General features: G+C 71.8%; 14 protein-coding genes. 10 read left to right on the top strand and 4 right to left on the bottom strand.

The features are described 5' to 3' along the window. Positions 1-18: 18 nt before the first annotated feature. Positions 19-339 (top strand): DMT family transporter, encoded by a 321-nt coding sequence (locus M6G08_RS05430; protein WP_007388588.1) that lies wholly within the window; start codon positions 19-21, stop codon positions 337-339. On the opposite strand, the gene M6G08_RS05425 is transcribed toward M6G08_RS05430, so the two are convergent. Beyond that, positions 333-2,768, bottom strand: a complete 2,436-nt coding sequence (locus M6G08_RS05425; protein WP_443049005.1) for a transglycosylase domain-containing protein — start codon at positions 2,766-2,768, stop codon at positions 333-335. The genes M6G08_RS05430 and M6G08_RS05425 overlap by 7 nt on opposite strands. Positions 2,769-3,030: 262 nt before the next feature. On the opposite strand from M6G08_RS05425, the gene M6G08_RS05420 reads away from it, so the two are divergent. From M6G08_RS05420 to M6G08_RS05405, 4 genes are read left to right on the top strand one after another with little or no spacing between them, the layout of a single operon-like run. After that, positions 3,031-3,837: an ABC transporter permease gene (locus tag M6G08_RS05420; protein WP_272586050.1), complete on the top strand. Its 807-nt coding sequence runs from the start codon at positions 3,031-3,033 to the stop codon at positions 3,835-3,837. Next, positions 3,830-4,690 (top strand): ABC transporter permease, encoded by an 861-nt coding sequence (locus M6G08_RS05415; RefSeq protein WP_272586049.1) that lies wholly within the window; start codon positions 3,830-3,832, stop codon positions 4,688-4,690. The genes M6G08_RS05420 and M6G08_RS05415 overlap by 8 nt, the downstream gene beginning before the upstream one ends. Positions 4,691-4,695: 5 nt before the next feature. Then, positions 4,696-5,709 carry an ABC transporter ATP-binding protein gene (locus tag M6G08_RS05410; protein ID WP_272586048.1) on the top strand — a complete coding sequence of 338 codons (1,014 nt, stop codon included), beginning with the start codon at positions 4,696-4,698 and terminating at the stop codon, positions 5,707-5,709. Between the two features lie 33 nt (positions 5,710-5,742). Then, positions 5,743-6,579, top strand: a complete 837-nt coding sequence (locus M6G08_RS05405; RefSeq protein ID WP_272586047.1) for a DUF1707 SHOCT-like domain-containing protein — start codon at positions 5,743-5,745, stop codon at positions 6,577-6,579. Between the two features lie 15 nt (positions 6,580-6,594). Here the strand turns inward: M6G08_RS05405 and M6G08_RS05400 are convergent, their stop codons facing one another. Next, the gene (locus tag M6G08_RS05400) at positions 6,595-7,956 is read right to left on the bottom strand and encodes an SGNH/GDSL hydrolase family protein (RefSeq protein ID WP_272586046.1); all 1,362 of its coding nucleotides are present in this window, start codon (positions 7,954-7,956) and stop codon (positions 6,595-6,597) included. A 196-nt stretch (positions 7,957-8,152) separates the two neighbouring features. On the opposite strand from M6G08_RS05400, the gene M6G08_RS05395 reads away from it, so the two are divergent. The 3 genes from M6G08_RS05395 (at position 8,153) to M6G08_RS05385 (ending at position 11,499) form a co-directional block, all read left to right on the top strand. Continuing rightward, on the top strand, positions 8,153-9,511 hold the full coding sequence (locus tag M6G08_RS05395; protein ID WP_272586045.1) for a DUF445 domain-containing protein: 1,359 nt from the start codon (positions 8,153-8,155) through the stop codon (positions 9,509-9,511). 96 nt (positions 9,512-9,607) lie between these two features. After that, positions 9,608-11,140 carry an MFS transporter gene (locus M6G08_RS05390; protein WP_272586044.1) on the top strand — a complete coding sequence of 511 codons (1,533 nt, stop codon included), beginning with the start codon at positions 9,608-9,610 and terminating at the stop codon, positions 11,138-11,140. Further along, the gene (locus M6G08_RS05385; RefSeq protein ID WP_272586043.1) at positions 11,137-11,499 is read left to right on the top strand and encodes a VOC family protein; all 363 of its coding nucleotides are present in this window, start codon (positions 11,137-11,139) and stop codon (positions 11,497-11,499) included. The genes M6G08_RS05390 and M6G08_RS05385 overlap by 4 nt, the downstream gene beginning before the upstream one ends. A 181-nt stretch (positions 11,500-11,680) precedes the next feature. On the opposite strand, the gene M6G08_RS05380 is transcribed toward M6G08_RS05385, so the two are convergent. After that, complete coding sequence (locus M6G08_RS05380; protein WP_272586042.1) at positions 11,681-11,983, bottom strand: hypothetical protein; 303 nt, start codon at positions 11,981-11,983, stop codon at positions 11,681-11,683. A 395-nt stretch (positions 11,984-12,378) separates the two neighbouring features. Here M6G08_RS05380 and M6G08_RS05375 point away from each other — a divergent pair, with 395 nt between their 5' ends. Then, positions 12,379-13,269 (top strand): alpha/beta fold hydrolase, encoded by an 891-nt coding sequence (locus tag M6G08_RS05375; protein WP_272586041.1) that lies wholly within the window; start codon positions 12,379-12,381, stop codon positions 13,267-13,269. Positions 13,270-13,374: 105 nt separating this feature from the next. Next, positions 13,375-13,848: a carboxymuconolactone decarboxylase family protein gene (locus M6G08_RS05370; protein WP_272586040.1), complete on the top strand. Its 474-nt coding sequence runs from the start codon at positions 13,375-13,377 to the stop codon at positions 13,846-13,848. 47 nt (positions 13,849-13,895) lie between these two features. On the opposite strand, the gene M6G08_RS05365 is transcribed toward M6G08_RS05370, so the two are convergent. Beyond that, positions 13,896-15,122 carry a cytochrome P450 family protein gene (locus tag M6G08_RS05365; protein WP_272586039.1) on the bottom strand — a complete coding sequence of 409 codons (1,227 nt, stop codon included), beginning with the start codon at positions 15,120-15,122 and terminating at the stop codon, positions 13,896-13,898. Positions 15,123-15,126: the final 4 nt, after the last annotated feature.

Raw genomic sequence — 15,126 nt, 5'->3', positions numbered from 1 at the left:
TTCACGGAGGTGCCTGTCATGGCGTGGGTTCTGCTGTTCGTCGCCGGTCTGCTCGAGGTCGGCTGGTCGATCGGGATGAAGTACACCGACGGTTTCACGCGGCTGTGGCCGAGTGTGTTCACCGGTGCCGGGATCGTGGCCAGCATGGTGCTGCTGTCGTACGCGGCGCGGACGTTGCCCATCGGTACCGCCTACGGCGTGTGGGTGGGCATCGGTGCGGCCGGTGCGGCGGTGCTCGGCATGGTGGTGCTGGGTGAGCCGGCGACCGCCGCCCGGATCTTCTTCATCTGTCTGCTGCTGGTGGCCGTGGTGGGTCTGAAGGCGACCTCCGGTCACTGACTCTCGCGCCCGGGGCGGGTGGGGAGGCCGGTGATCGTTCCGGTGCCGGAGTCCCCGCCGCCGCCCGCGCCGGTCGTTTCCCCGCCGTCGCCGCCCTCGGTGGTGCCGCCGCCCGAGGAGTCGTCCTCGCCGCCGCCGGCGCCGCCCGTGGGGCCGGGCTCGGTGCTGGGGCCGCCCGTGGCGGGGCCGCCGGTGGAGGTGTCACCGGTGCCGTCGCCGCCGGTGTCGCCGGGCGGGGTGCTGGCCGATCCGCCCGGGGTCTCGGCGCCGGTGTCCTCGTCGCCGCTCGACTCGTCGTCCGGTGTGCTGGTGCCGCTCTCGTCGCCGCCCGGTTCGTCGGAGGAGTCGGCGGTGGGGGCGGCGGTGACGTCGGCGCCGGTCTGGAGCCGGAGGTCGAAGTCGGTGACGGGTTCGCCCTCCAGGGCCTCGCGGGTGTACTGGCCCCAGATCTCGGCGGGCGCGCCGCCGCCGTTGATGCGGGGCAGGCCCATCGCGCCGTAGAGGGGCTTGTGGGCGGCGGTCTTGGGGTCCTGGCCCATCACGGCGACGACGGTGGCGAGTTCGGGGGTGTAGCCGGCGAACCAGGCGGCGGTGTCCTCCTCGGCGGTGCCGGTCTTGCCGGCGGCGGGGCGGCCCGCGGCCTGGGCGGCGGTGGCGGTGCCGTTCTGGACGACGCTGCGCAGGACGGAGGTGGTGGTGTCGGCGGCCTCGCGGCTGACGGCCTGGCGTTCGCGCCGTTCGGGCAGGTCGACTTCGTGCTTGCCGTCCTTCATGACCTTCTCGACCAGCGTGTACGTGCCGTGGCTGCCGTGGTTGGCGATGGTGGCGTAGGCCTCGGCCATGTCGAGGGGGCTGGCGGTGGCCGTGCCGAGGGCGATGGCGGGGCCCTCCGGCATCTCCGGGGTGTCGGCCGGCAGTCCGAGGTCGATCGCGGTCTGCTTGACCTCGCCGGGGCCGACGTCCACGGCCATCTGGGCGTACACGGCGTTCACCGACTTGTCGGTGGCTTCGCGGACGGTGATGTCGCCGTAGTCCCGGTGGTCCTCGTTCTCCGGGGCGTAGCGGGTCCCGCTCCAGCCCTGGACGGGGCGTTCGCTGGTGCCGTCGTAGATGGTGTTGGGGTTGATGAAGCGGCCGTCCTGCGTCTTGGAGTTGTTCTCGACGGCGGAGGTGAACACGAACGGCTTGAAGGTGGAGCCGACCTGGAAGTCGCGGCGGGTCGCGTTGGGCGTGTACTGCTTGACGTAGTCGATGCCGTTGTACATCGCGACGACCTTGCCGGTCCTGGGGTCGACCGAGGCGCCGCCGGCGCGGACGTAGGTGTCGACCTTGCGTTCCTTCTTGTCCAGCTGGGACATGAGCTTGTCGTCGACGGCCTTGACGAAGGCGTCCTGCTTGTCCTTGTGGAGGGTGGTGGTGATGCGGTAGCCGCCGCGGTCGAGTTCCTCCTCGTCGACGATGTCGTTGCCGACCAGGTAGTCCTTGACGATGTTGACGATGTAGCCGCGCTGTCCGGACATGCCGGTGGAGATCGTGGACTCCTTGGGCACGGGGAACTTCTGGGCGGCGCGTTCGGCCGGGGTGAGCCAGTCCTCCTTGACCATGCCGTCGAGGACGTAGTTCCAGCGGGCCTCGGCGGCGGGCCGGTTCTCGGGGTGGGCGACGACGTCGTACTGGCTGGGCGCGTTGAGGAGGGAGGCGAGGTAGGCGCCCTGGGCGGCGGTGAGGTCCTTGGCGTCGACGCCGTAGTAGGCCTGGGCGGCGGCCTGGATGCCGTAGGCGCCGCGGCCGAAGAAGCTGGTGTTGAGGTAGCCCTCGAGGATCTCGTCCTTGCTCTTCTCGCGGTCGAGCTTGATCGAGATGAAGAACTCCTTCACCTTGCGGGTGATGGTCTGTTCCTGGGCCAGGTAGTAGTTCTTGACGTACTGCTGGGTGATGGTGGAGCCGGACTGCTTGCCCTTGCCGGTGGCGGTGTTCCAGCCGGCGCGGACCATGGCTCCGGGGTCGATGGCGGACTCGGAGTAGAAGTCGCGGTCCTCGGCGGCCAGGACGGCGTGCTGGGCGTCCTTGGAGATGCGGGCGAGGCCGACGCTCTCGCGGTTGACCTCGCCGTCGCGGGCGATGACGCTGCCGTCGGCGTACAGGTAGACGTTGGCCTGTTTGGTGGCGAGGGCGTTGGCGGCGGGGATGTGGACGAGGGAGTAGCCGAGGAAGAAGCCGCCGACCAGCAGCAGGACGCCGATGACGAAGGTGCCGACGACCATGCGCCAGGTCGGGATGAGCCGGCGCCATCCGGTTCGCTTGGGTCGCTTGGGCTTCTTCGTCTTGCCCGCGCCCTCGGGTCCGGCGGTCTGTGGGTCGCCGGCCGCCAGTGACTCTCTGGACGCCCAGCCCGGGGTCTTCGGCTGCGGCTGCGGCTCGTCGCTCATCTCGTGCACGGACTCCTGTTTCACGTCGTACGGTTTTCGCATCGTACGTTTTTCGCGTTTGTCGCGCGGTAATGGTCTTCGCGTCGTACCGACTGGTCTCGTACGGCCTGTACGCCTCTGCGCCGTCTGAGGTCCTCAGAAGAAGACTCTCGCACCGCCCGTTCCGTTCCCACCCGACGGCACACCCGTGAAATTCCGTGGCACCGGCTCGCGCCGTCGCACTAGGCTCCTGCGCTTTGGTGCCGGTCGGAGGGGGAGGGCTGTGGGTGTGGGCTCGGGGCGGCTGTACGCGGCCGTCGCGGCGGGCGGATTCCGACGTTACGCGACGTATCGGGCGGCCACCGCCGCCGGGGTGTTCACCAACACGGTCTTCGGGCTGATCCTCGTGTACACCTATCTGGCCCTGTGGGACGAGAAGCCGCAGCTCGGGGGGTACGACCAGGCGCAGGCCGTGACGTTCGTGTGGCTGGGGCAGGCGTTGCTGGCGGCGCTGGCGATCGGCGGCGGCGGGTTCGAGGACGAGTTGATGGAGCGCATCCGAACGGGTGACATCGCGGTGGACCTGTACCGGCCGGCGGATCTGCAGCTGTGGTGGCTGGCGGCGGACGCGGGACGGGCGGTGTTCCAGTTGCTGGGGCGCGGGGTGCTGCCGTTCGCGTTCGGTTCGCTGTTCTTCCCGGTGGCGCTGCCGCGGGAGGTGTCCACGTGGGCGGCCTTCCTGGTGGCGGTGGGGCTGGGGGCGCTGGTGAGCTTCGCGCTGCGCTATCTGGTGGCGTTGTCGGCGTTCTGGCTGATGGACGGCACGGGGATGCTGCACATGGCGTGGATCGCGGGACTGTTCTGCTCGGGGATGCTGCTGCCGCTGAACGTGTTCCCCGGCGCGCTGGGCGAAGTCGTACGGGCGTTGCCGTGGTCGTCGCTGTTGCAGGCGCCGGCGGACGTGCTGCTGGGGGAGGCGGCGCCGCTGGGGACGTTCGTGTTCCAGGCGGCGTGGGCGGTGGCGCTGCTGGCGGTGGGGCGGCTGGTGCAGTCGGCGGCGACACGGCGGGTGGTGGTGCAGGGTGGCTGAGACGGCGGAGGCGAGGGACGCGGCCGTGAGGGGCGAGCCGCGCGGGCGGGTCGTCGAGGGGCTGCGGGCGTACCGGCTGATCGCGGCGATGTGGATCCGGTCGACGATGGCGTACCGGACGTCGTTCGCGCTGACGACGTTCGGGAACTTCGCGATGACCGCGCTGGACTTCGTGGCGATCCTGCTGATGTTCTCCCGCGTGGACTCGCTGGGCGGCTGGTCGCTGGGCGAGGTGGCGTTGCTGTACGGGCTGTCGGGTGTCTCCTTCGGGCTGGCCGACCTGGCGATCGGGTCGATGGACCGGCTGGGGCGCCGGGTGCGGGACGGGACGCTGGACACGCTGCTGGTGCGTCCGGCGCCGGTGCTGGCGCAGGTGGCGGCGGACCGGTTCGCGCTGCGGCGGCTGGGGCGGGTGACGCAGGGGCTGCTGGTGCTGGGGTACGCGCTGGTGGTCGTGGACATCGACTGGACGGCGGCGAAACTGCTGCTGATGCCGGTGATACTGCTGGGCGGGGCGGGGATCTTCGCGGCGGTGTTCGTGGCGGCGGGGGCGTTCCAGTTCGTGGCGCAGGACGCCTCGGAGGTGGCGAACGCGTTCACGTACGGCGGTACGACGATGCTGCAGTACCCGCCGACGGTGTTCGCGCTGGACCTGGTGCGGGGGGTGACCTTCGTGGTGCCGCTGGCCTTCGTCAACTGGCTGCCGGCGTGCTTCGTGCTGGACCGGCCGTACCCGCTGGACCTGCCCGGCTGGGTGGCGTTCACAGCGCCGCTGGTGGCCGTGGGCTGCGGGGCGCTGGCGGGGCTGGCGTGGCGGGCGGGGCTGCGTTCCTACCGGAGTACAGGGAGCTGAGGCGGATGGGCGGGTCGGAGACGATGGCCGAGGCGGACACCACGGGGCCCGCGCCGGCGGCCTTCATCGAGCTGGACGGCGTCGAGAAGGTCTTCGACGTGCGCAAGAAGACGGGGTTCTGGAAGCGGGAGCGGCGGCAGGTGCGGGCGGTGGACGGGCTGTCGTTCACCGTGGCGCGCGGGGAGGTGGTCGGCTACATCGGGCCGAACGGCGCCGGGAAGTCGACGACGATCAAGATGCTGACCGGCATCCTCACCCCGAGCGGCGGCCGGCTGCGGGTGGCGGGCATCGACCCGTCCCGGGAGCGGACCCGGCTGGCGCACCGCATCGGGGTGGTCTTCGGGCAGCGCACGACGCTGTGGTGGGACCTGCCGCTGATCGACTCCTACCGGCTGATGCACCGCATGTACCGCATCCCGGACGCCCGTTACCGGGAGAACCTGGAGCGCTGCGTGGAACTGCTCCAGCTGGGCGAGCTGCTGGACGTGCCGGTGCGGCAGCTGTCGCTGGGCCAGCGGATGCGCGGCGACATCGCGGCGGCGCTGCTGCACGACCCGGACGTGCTGTACCTGGACGAGCCGACGATCGGTCTGGACGTGGTGTCGAAGTCCAAGGTGCGGGGCTTTCTGCGGGACTTGAACGCGGAGCGCGGCACGACGGTGCTGCTGACCACGCACGACCTCCAGGACATCGAGCAGTTGTGTTCGCGCGTGATGGTCATCGACCACGGCCGGCTGATGTACGACGGTCCGCTCGCCGGCCTGCACGAGGCGGGGGAGAGCGAACGGACCCTGGTGGTGGACCTGGAGCGGGAGCTGCCGCCGATCGAGGCGCCGGCGCCGGCGCGGGTGCTGCGGGTGGAGGGGCCGCGGCAGTGGCTGGCGTTCCCGGCGTCGGCTTCGGCGGCGGGGCTGGTGGCGGCGGTCGCGGCCCGGTACCCGCTGGTGGACCTGTCGGTGCGGGAGCCGGACATCGAGTCGGTGATCGCGAAGATGTACGCGGAACGCTCGACCGCGTAGTTTCCGGCGCGGCGACCTCGTAGGCTGCTGTACATGACCGACGACGCCCCGGAGCTGCGCGCATCCGACGCCGACCGTGAACGAGTCGCCGAGGTCCTGCGGGACGCCCTCGCGGAGGGACGCCTGGACATGGCCGAGTTCGAGGAGCGGCTGGACGCCACGTACAGCGCGCGGACCTACGGGGAGCTGGCGCCGATCACCCGGGACCTGCCGGTCGGCACGGCGGTCGCGGCGCCCAAGGTGTCGATGACGAAGGAACCGGCGGCGGCCGGGGAGTGGGCGGGCCGGATCACCGGCGGCGAGGGTTCGTCGTCGTGGGCGGTGGCGGTGATGTCCGGGTTCCAGCGCAAGGGCCGCTGGACCGTGCCGCGCCGCTTCAACTCCTTCGCCTTCTGGGGCGGCGGGGAGATCGACCTGCGCGAGGCGCTGTTCGCGGACGGTGAGGTCGTGATCAACTGCGTGGCGGTCATGGGCGGGATCGACGTGATCGTGCCGCCGGGCGTCGAGGTGATCGTGCGGGGCGTCGGCGTCATGGGCGACTTCGACCACCGGGAGTCCGGTGTGCCGGGCGACCCGGGCGCCCCGCGGGTGGTCGTGACGGGGTTCGCGTTCTGGGGCGGCGTCGGTGTCCGGCGCAAGCTGACCCGGGCGGAGAAGCTGCGGATCAGGGAGGAGCGCCGGCAGGAGAAGCTGGAGCGCCGGGCCGCCCGGCAAGAGTTGCGCGCCTCGTCCCGCGACGACGTGGCCGAGGACCACCTCCGGATGCTGGACGGTCACCGGGACATGCTCCGCGAGCACCGCGACGCACGCCGCGAGCAGCGCGAGCTGCGCCGCGAGGAACGGGACCGGCGCAGGCGGGGCGAGGACTGAGCGGGGCGCCGCCGGTCACAGCTGGACCGGTGCCGCGCCCTTCAGGTCGTCCAGGTCGAGGACCCGGCCCATGCGCTCGTACCCCTTGTCGCTGGGGTGCAGGTGGTCGCCGCTGTCGTAGTCGGAGCGCAGCCGGCGCGGGTCGTAGGGGTCGCGCAGAGCCTTGTCGAAGTCGACGACCGCGTCGAACACGTGGCCGGAGCGGATCTCCTCGTTGATCTGCTGCCGCATGTTCTCGCGGGCCTTCGTGTAGCCGCCGTGCCCGCCGAACGGCATGATCGTCGCGCCGATGACCTTCAGTCCCCGGCCGTGCGCCTGGTCGACCATGGTGCGCAGGCCGTCGAGGATGCCTTCGCGGTCGGCGAGTTCGGGGCTGTGCAGGATGTCGTTGACGCCGAGGACGATGACGACGGCCTTGACGTTGGTGCGCTCCAGGACGTCCCGCTCGAACCGGCTGAGGGCGCTGGGGTTGTCGGCGGGCCGGCCCGCCCTGCTCGTCAGGATGCGGTTGCCGCTGATGCCCTGGTTGACGACGCTGTAGCGGGGCGTGTCCCGCCCGTTCCCGGCCGCCTCGTGGAGCCGCTCGGCGAGGGTGTCGGTCCACCGGTTGTTGGCGTTCGTGTCCGAGCCGAAGCCGTCGGTGATCGAGTCGCCGAGGGCGACGACCGTGCCGTCGGCCTCGTGGCTGAGCACGTCCAGGGCGGTCAGGTACCGCCAGACCCGCGTCTCGGTCGTGTACGCGACGGCGGTGACGTCGGCGGTGTGCTCCCCGTCGGCGAGGTAGCTGATCTGCTGGGCGTGCGGATGGTGGGTGACCGGGCCGGACGGCACGGGGGAGTACGTGGTGACCAGGACGTCCGCGCCGTAGGGGACGGCGAGGCGGGCGATGTCGCTCATCACCCGCCCGCCGGCCGGGACGACGACCTGGGGGCTGCCGCCGAAGGTGAGCCGGCGCATGGTGTCGGCGAGCGCGGCGGCGCTGTCGGGGCCGGCCGACAGGGCGATGGTCGCGTGCGTGATGGTCAGCGGGGACTGCCCGTAGAGGTTGGACAGTGTGATCCGCGCGCTCGTTCCGCCGACGCCGGCGTGCACGACGTTGCGTACCGAGCGGCCCGCCATCCCGGTGGTCTCGGTGCGCGGTTCCGCTGCCGCCGGGGAGGCGGACCAGGCGCCGACCCAGGTGCCGGTGGAGGCGGGAGCGGCGTCGCCGCGCGGGGCGGGGCCGCCGGCGAGGGGGGCGCGGTCCCCGGCGCCGTCGGCCGATACCGAGGCGTATATGGCCGCGGAGATCGCCACGATCAGGGTGACGATCCCGGCGAGCAGGGCACGGTACTTGGTGGGAGGCGCCCCCGTGCCTCCGTCACGACCCCGGGTCATGCTGTGCTGTTCTCCTCGGGCGAGGGGAGCCCGAGGCTCCGGTCCGATATACCCATGATGCGGCACAGGTCGGGGAAACGCCGTACGACCCCCGCGCGTTCCCCTTCCGGACAGACGCCGGGAACTTGTGTTCCGTTCCAGGAGTCGGTCAGGAAGGGACAATGTGTGCGGGGCGGATCGGCGAACGGTGGAGTGGATGGAACGCACGAAGGCGGGACTTCCGGATGGATCCGGCGGCACCGGGAGCGGTGCCGGAGGCGGGAGCGGTACGGGCGCCGTCCGCGACCGCGCGATGACGTCCTTCAGCGCGGCGGACGAGGAGAAGCGGCGCGGCGTGCGCCGTATGAAGCTCACCGCCACCGGCCTGCTGCTCTTCGTCGCCCTGGTCTACGTACTCGCCGAGTGGGCCCTGCACCGGGGCGCGGGCGCCTGGGCGGGCTATGTGTCGGCCGCCGCCGAGGCCGGCATGGTCGGCGCGCTCGCCGACTGGTTCGCGGTCACCGCCCTCTTCCGCCACCCGCTCGGCATCCCCATCCCGCACACCGCGATCATCCCGAAGAAGAAGGACCAGCTGGGCGTCTCGCTGGGCGAGTTCGTCGGCGAGAACTTCCTCTCCGAGGACGTCGTACGGCAGCGGCTGCGCGCCGTCGGCATCGGCAGCCGGCTCGGTGCCTGGCTCGCCGTTCCCGAGCACGCCGACCGGGTGACGGCCGAGCTGGCCGCCGCCCTGCGGGGCGCGCTGACCGTGCTGCGCGACTCCGACGTGCAGGCGGTGGTCGGTGAGGCGATCACCCGCCGGGCCGACGCCCAGGAGATCGCCCCCGGCATCGGCAAGATGCTGGACCGGATCGTCGCCGACGGCGGTCACAAGCGCGCCGTCGACCTGATCGTCTCCCGCGCCCACGACTGGCTGGTCCTGCACGGCGACTCCGTGATGGACGCCGTGCAGGGCGGGGCACCCGGATGGACGCCCCGGTTCGTGGACAAGCGGGTCGGCGAGCGCGTCTACAAGGAGCTGCTGCGCTTCGTCACCGAGATGCGCGACATGCCCGCCCACCCGGCGCGCGGCGCCCTGGACCGCTTCCTCGCCGACTTCGCTTCCGACCTCCAGTCCGACACCGAGACCCGGGCACGCGTGGAGCGGCTGAAGACCGAGGTGCTGGGGCGCGGCGAGGTCCAGGACCTGATCGCGTCCGCCTGGACGGCCGTACGGGCCATGATCGTCTCGGCGGCGGAGGACGAGCGCAGCGAACTGCGCATGCGGGTGCGGGCCTCGCTGCTGTCGCTGGGCGCCCGGATGGCCTCCGACACCCGGGTGCAGGGCAAGGTCGACGCTTGGGTGGAGGGCGCCGCGGTGTACGTGGTCACCACCTACCGCAAGGAGATCACCTCCCTGATCACCGACACGGTGGCGAGCTGGGACGCCGAGCACACCACGAAGAAGATCGAGGCGAACATCGGCCGCGACCTCCAGTTCATCCGCATCAACGGCACGGTGGTCGGCTCGCTGGCCGGGCTGCTGATCTACGCGGTCTCCCGCATCCTGGGAGCGTAGGGCCGCCACGTGCGGCCCTGCGGCCTCCCGGCGCGGCGGGCGTGTTCCTCCCGGTGCAGGGCACACGGGAGGCGTCCGCCCGACGGAGAGGGAGCCATGACAGCGGATTCGTCGTCAGATGCGTCGTCGTCGGCCTCGGGGCCCGTCTCCACCGGCACCGTCACCACGGCCGTCCCCGCCCGCCTGGACCGCCTGCCCTGGTCACGATGGCACTGGATGATCGTGATCGGCCTGGGCACCGTCTGGATCCTCGACGGCCTGGAAGTCACGATCGTCGGCAACGTCGCCGGACGCATCGCCGAGGACGGCAGCGGCCTGGACATCACCTCGGCGCAGATCACCGGGATCGCCGCCGCCCTCTACGTGGCGGGCGCCTGCTCCGGGGCCCTGTTCTTCGGCTGGCTGACCGACCGTTACGGCCGCAAGAAGCTGTTCATCGCGACGCTGGCCGTCTACCTGGCGGCGACCGCGCTGACGGCGCTCTCCTTCGAGTCCTGGTGGTTCTTCCTCTTCCGCTTCCTCACCGGCTTCGGCATCGGCGGCGAGTACGCGGCCATCAACTCCGCGATCGACGAGCTGATCCCGTCCAAGTACCGCGGCCGGGTCGACCTCATCATCAACGGCAGCTACTGGCTCGGCGCGATCGGCGGCTCACTGCTGTCCATCGTGATGCTGGACACCGACATCTTCCCCAAGGACCTGGGCTGGCGGCTCAGCTTCGCCATGGGCGTCGTCCTCGGCCTGGTCATCCTCCTGGTGCGGCGGCACGTGCCGGAGAGCCCACGCTGGCAGTTCATCCACGGCCACGGCGAGAAGGCCGACACCCTCGTCGACTCCGTCGAACGCGAGATCGAGGAGGAGAAAGGCGAGAAACTGCCGCCCCCGGCCGGTGAGATCACCATCCACCAGCGCAAGAGCATCGGCTTCGGTCTGATCGCCAAGACCGTCTTCCGGCGCTACCCGCGCCGCGCGGTCCTCGGCCTGTCCCTCTTCATCGGCCAGGCCTTCCTCTACAACGCCATCACCTTCGGCTTCGGCGCCATCCTCATCACCTTCTTCGACGTGCCGACCGGCTCCACCGGTTACTACTTCGCCGTCATCGCCGCCGGCAACTTCCTGGGCCCGCTCCTGCTCGGCCACCTCTTCGACACGGTCGGCCGCCGGATCATGATCTCGGGGACGTACCTGCTGTCGGGCATCCTGCTCTTCGGCACCGCGTGGCTCTTCGACCAGGGCTCGCTGACGGCCACGACGATGACGGCCTGCTGGTGCGTGGTGCTGTTCTTCGCCTCCGCGGGCGCCTCCAGCGCCTACCTGACGGTGTCCGAGATCTTCCCCATGGAGACCCGCGCCATGGCCATCGCCTTCTTCTACGCCCTCGGCACCGCCGCCGGCGGCATCAGCGGCCCGCTGCTCTTCGCCGACCTCACCGAGTCCGGCGTGGTCGGCGACACGGTGCTGGCCTTCCAGATCGGCGCCGGGCTGATGTGCGCGGCCGGTCTGGTGGCGGCGTTCCTGGCGGTGAAGGCGGAGCGCCGGGCACTGGAGGACATCGCGGAACCGCTGTCGGTGGCACAGGCCGGTCCGGGGGACTACCCGCCCGGTCCGGCGGGGAGGAACCGCCCATGACCATTCGCAGGATCGTGCCCGACATCCGGGTCGAGGACGGGGAACAGCTGCACACGAGCCGTGACTTCTACGGCCTGCTGGGCTTCGAGGAGGTCATGGACATGGGCTGGGTGACCACCCTGGCCTCCCCGTCCAACCCCACCGCCCAGATCAGCCTGTTCACCGAGGAACGCACCGCGCCCCTCGTCCCCGACCTCAGCGTGGAGGTCGAGGACGTGGACGCGGTGTACGCGCGGGTGACCGCGTCGGGCGCGGAGATCGTACGGGAGCTGAAGGACGAGGAGTGGGGCGTACGCCGCTTCTTCGTCCGGGACCCGACCGGCCGGGTGGTCAACGTGCTGACCCATCACCGGGACTGACCCATCACCGGGACTGACCCATCACCGGGACTGACCCGCCACCGGGACTGACCCGCCACCGGGACTGGCCCGCCACCGGGACTGGCCCGCCACCGGGGCTGGCCCTGGCCCGTCACCGGAACTGACCCATCACCGGGACTGACCCGCCACCCGCACCGAGCCCGCTGACCTGGGCGGACGCTCAGGGCTTCCGGTCGGCAACCGCCCAGGAGGCCAGCGCCACGGCACCGGCCACACCGAGGACGGACGGCCAGGCGCCCACCTCCTTGGCCAGCGGGTGGGACCCGGCGAAACCGGCGACGTACGCCGCCGTCAGCGCACCCGCGGCCTTCCCGCCGGCCCGCGCCCGCCACTGCCGCGCGGCGGCGGCGCCCGCGACGGCCAGCACGACCCCGCCCAGCTCCCGCTTCTTCGTCCACCGGGCCACGCCGTACCCGCCGACCAGACCGCTCGCGGCGACCACCGCGCCGGGAACCCGCACCATCTCCGCACCGCCTCCTGCCCACAAGGAACTCCTCCAGCCGAGGTTAGGGGTGTCGTCCGGATCTTGCCGGGGCCGCGGGGTCTGGCACCCGCTTACCCCCCCAGCGGGGTTGTCGTCGGTTGCCAGGGCTCCGTCCTGTCGCCCTCCTCCGCCTTGCAGCCGCACGCACCAGACCCCGCTCGGGGTCGCCTGCAAGGCACCGTTACTTGGAGCCGGCCTGATCCGAACGACACCCCCTGATCCCCGCCGGACGGCCGGCCCGCCCCGGGTCGTACCGACGGCGCGGCCCCTCCATCGGCCGAACCGCATGCCCTGACCCCGACACTCCGGGGTACACGCACAGTTAGGGAGGGTGACGCACGGCGAGCGACGAGCAGCGAAGGAGCCGGAAGGCGATGAGTACGCAGAGCCCGGGCACGGACCACCAGTCCCCGCCCCGCACCCGGTCGGTCACGGTGGACGGCGCCCGCGTGGCCTGCTGGGAGTCGGGACCCCCCGACGCCGAACCGGTCGTCCTCCTGCACGGCTACCCCGCCGACCACCGCTGCTGGCGCCACCAGGTCCCGGCCCTGTCGCGCCGCCACCGGGTCATCACCCCCGACCTCCTCGGCTGGGGGCGGTCCGAGCGCCCACTGCACCTCCCCTTCGACTACGACACCGAGGTCGCCCGCCTCGGCCGGCTGCTGGACGCCCTGGAACTGGACTCGGTGAACCTGGCCGGCCACGACTACGGCGGCTTCCTCTCCCTGGGCTTCGCCCAGCGCCACCCCGACCGCGTACGCCGGCTGGCCCTCCTCAACACCCGCGCCCACGCCACGTTCACCCGCCGCTGGTACGCCGTCTTCGCCCTGACCGGCGTCGTCGCCCGGACGCCCGCACTGCGCCCGGCGGCGATGCGCCTGCCGTACGTCGCCATCCACCGCCGTACCTTCGGCCCGCTGGTCCGCGCGGGCCACCTCACCCCGGACCTCCTGCGCGGCTACCTCGACTGGATGGACACGCCGGAGGGCCGCCGCTGGCTGCTCCACTACTTCGCCGACTACCGCACCCCCGCCCGCCCCGCCCTGCGCCGGGACCTGGCCGCCGTCCCATGCCCGACGGCGGTCGTCTGGGGTCGCGAGGACCAGTACCTGAGCCCGGCGATCGCGATGGAACTGGCCGGCACGATCCCCGGCGCCGAGCTGACGATGTTGCCCGGGACCGGCCACTGGGTGATGGAGGAGCGCCCGGCCGAGGTGACGACGGCTCTGCTCCGGCTGCTGTCCCGGGCGGCTCGGAACGACTGAGACGCAGGTCACATCCACCCGCTCCGCTGGGCTGTCACATTCCGCCGCCGCGGTCCGTCGTAGCTGTGTACGCCCACCGAGAGACCGATGACGGAGGAAGTCACCATGGAAGCGCGACTCAACATGTTCGCCAACCCGATCGCGGGCAAGCTCGTGCGCCACATCAACTCGGCGGGCAAGGTCCTGGCGGACTCGACGCTGCCGCACGCGACGCAGGAGCTGGTGAAGATCCGCGCCAGCCAGATCAACGGCTGCGGCTTCTGCCTCGACATGCACACCAAGGACGCCGCGAAGGCGGGCGAGACCTCGCTGCGCCTCAACCTGATCGCGGCGTGGCGCGAGGCCAAGGTCTTCACCGACGCCGAGCGCGCCGCCCTGGAGCTGACCGAGCAGGGCACCCGCATCGCCGACGCCGCCGGCGGCGTCACCGACGAGGCGTGGGCCCAGGCGGCGAAGCACTACGACGAGGACCAGCTCGCCGCCCTGGTCGGCCTGATCGCCGTGATCAACACGTACAACCGGCTGAACGTCATGCTCCAGAACCCGGCGGGCGACTACGAGCCGGGGATGTTCGGCTGACACCCCCGGCCCGCCCGCTCCCCGGCCCGGTCCTGCCCGCCCGCCGCTCAGCCGGCGTGCAGCAGGACCGGGAGCCGCTGGTGACCGTTGCTGATCAGGGACGGCACGGGCGGCAGTTCCTCCGCCGGATCGGCCAGGCGGATGTCCGGGAAGCGGCCGAAGAGGCTCTCCAGCGCGAGGGTCACCTCCATACGGGCCAGCGGCGCGCCCAGGCAGAAGTGGACGCCGTGGCCGAAGGCCAGGTGCTCCTTGACCGTGCGGGTCGCGTCGAAGGCGTCGGCGTCCGCGTGCCAGTCCGGGTGCCGGTTGGCGGCGGCGTACGAGGCGAGGATGGCCTCGCCGCGCTCGATGGTCCGCCCGCCCGGCAGGGGGATGTCCGTGACGGCGTACCGCAGCGGCAGGTGCTTGACCGCCGGTTCGTGACGCAGCGTCTCCTCCACCACGTCCCCCCAGGTGACCGCGCCCTCGCGGACCAGCTCCAGCTGGTCGGGGCGGGTCAGCAGGGTGTACGCGGCCTGGTCGATGACGTTGACGGTGGTCTCGTAACCTGCGCTGATCATCAGCAGCAGCGTGTCGCGCAGTTCCTCGGGGGAGAGGCGGTCGCCGTCCCCCTCGTCGTCCCGCGCGGCGATGAGCAGGGACGTCATGTCGTCGCCCGGGGTGGCGCGCTTGGCGGCGATGAGCTGGTCCAGCACCTCGTACAGGCGCATGGTGTTGGCCTGCGCCTCGGCCTGGTCCAGCGTGGTGTCGAAGACACCGTCCACGAGGGCGCGGAAGCCCTCCCGCCGTTCCTCGGGCACACCCATGAGGTGGCCGATCACCGCGATGGGCAGCGGGTAGGCCAGCTCCTGCCGCAGGTCGACGGGTTCGCCGGCGGGCAGTTCCGCGAGCCGGTCGACGAGCCCGGTCACCATCGACTCGACGGCCGGACGCATCGCCTCGACGCGACGGGCACTGAAGGCGGGCGCCACCAGCCGGCGCAGCTTGCGGTGGTCGGGGCCGTACGCGGTGAACATGTTCTCCACCGCCACCCACAGGGCCAGCGGCCAGGTGCCGACCACCTCGCCGAAGGCCGGCCAGTGCGCGCGGGCGTCCTTGGAGACGTCGGGGCTGGTGAGGAGCTGTTTGAGGAGGGCGGGATCGCTGACCGACCAGGCCTGGACCCCGAGGACGTCCACCAGCGTCGCGGGGCCGCGGTCGCGCAGGGCGCGGTGCTCGGCGTGGTGACCGGCGCCGGTCGGGTCGAGGACGAGGGCGGGCTGCTGGGTCGCCATGGCC

This window comes from Streptomyces sp. M92, assembly GCF_028473745.1.
Lineage (GTDB): Bacteria > Actinomycetota > Actinomycetes > Streptomycetales > Streptomycetaceae > Streptomyces.
Note: the sequence above shows the minus strand (reverse complement) of the source record. Positions and strands in the feature narration are given on the sequence as shown.

What these genes read in the sequence shown, in the direction of transcription:
- M6G08_RS05430 (WP_007388588.1), top strand. Translation starts at nt 19, where the DNA reads ATGGCGTGGGTTCTGCTGTTCGTCGCCGGTCTGCTCGAGGTCGGCTGG.
- M6G08_RS05425 (WP_443049005.1), bottom strand. Translation starts at nt 2,768, where the DNA reads ATGAGCGACGAGCCGCAGCCGCAGCCGAAGACCCCGGGCTGGGCGTCC.
- M6G08_RS05410 (WP_272586048.1), top strand. Translation starts at nt 4,696, where the DNA reads ATGGGCGGGTCGGAGACGATGGCCGAGGCGGACACCACGGGGCCCGCG.
- M6G08_RS05405 (WP_272586047.1), top strand. Translation starts at nt 5,743, where the DNA reads ATGACCGACGACGCCCCGGAGCTGCGCGCATCCGACGCCGACCGTGAA.
- M6G08_RS05400 (WP_272586046.1), bottom strand. Translation starts at nt 7,956, where the DNA reads ATGACCCGGGGTCGTGACGGAGGCACGGGGGCGCCTCCCACCAAGTAC.
- M6G08_RS05395 (WP_272586045.1), top strand. Translation starts at nt 8,153, where the DNA reads ATGGAACGCACGAAGGCGGGACTTCCGGATGGATCCGGCGGCACCGGG.
- M6G08_RS05390 (WP_272586044.1), top strand. Translation starts at nt 9,608, where the DNA reads ATGACAGCGGATTCGTCGTCAGATGCGTCGTCGTCGGCCTCGGGGCCC.
- M6G08_RS05385 (WP_272586043.1), top strand. Translation starts at nt 11,137, where the DNA reads ATGACCATTCGCAGGATCGTGCCCGACATCCGGGTCGAGGACGGGGAA.
- M6G08_RS05380 (WP_272586042.1), bottom strand. Translation starts at nt 11,983, where the DNA reads ATGGTGCGGGTTCCCGGCGCGGTGGTCGCCGCGAGCGGTCTGGTCGGC.
- M6G08_RS05375 (WP_272586041.1), top strand. Translation starts at nt 12,379, where the DNA reads ATGAGTACGCAGAGCCCGGGCACGGACCACCAGTCCCCGCCCCGCACC.
- M6G08_RS05370 (WP_272586040.1), top strand. Translation starts at nt 13,375, where the DNA reads ATGGAAGCGCGACTCAACATGTTCGCCAACCCGATCGCGGGCAAGCTC.
- M6G08_RS05365 (WP_272586039.1), bottom strand. Translation starts at nt 15,122, where the DNA reads ATGGCGACCCAGCAGCCCGCCCTCGTCCTCGACCCGACCGGCGCCGGT.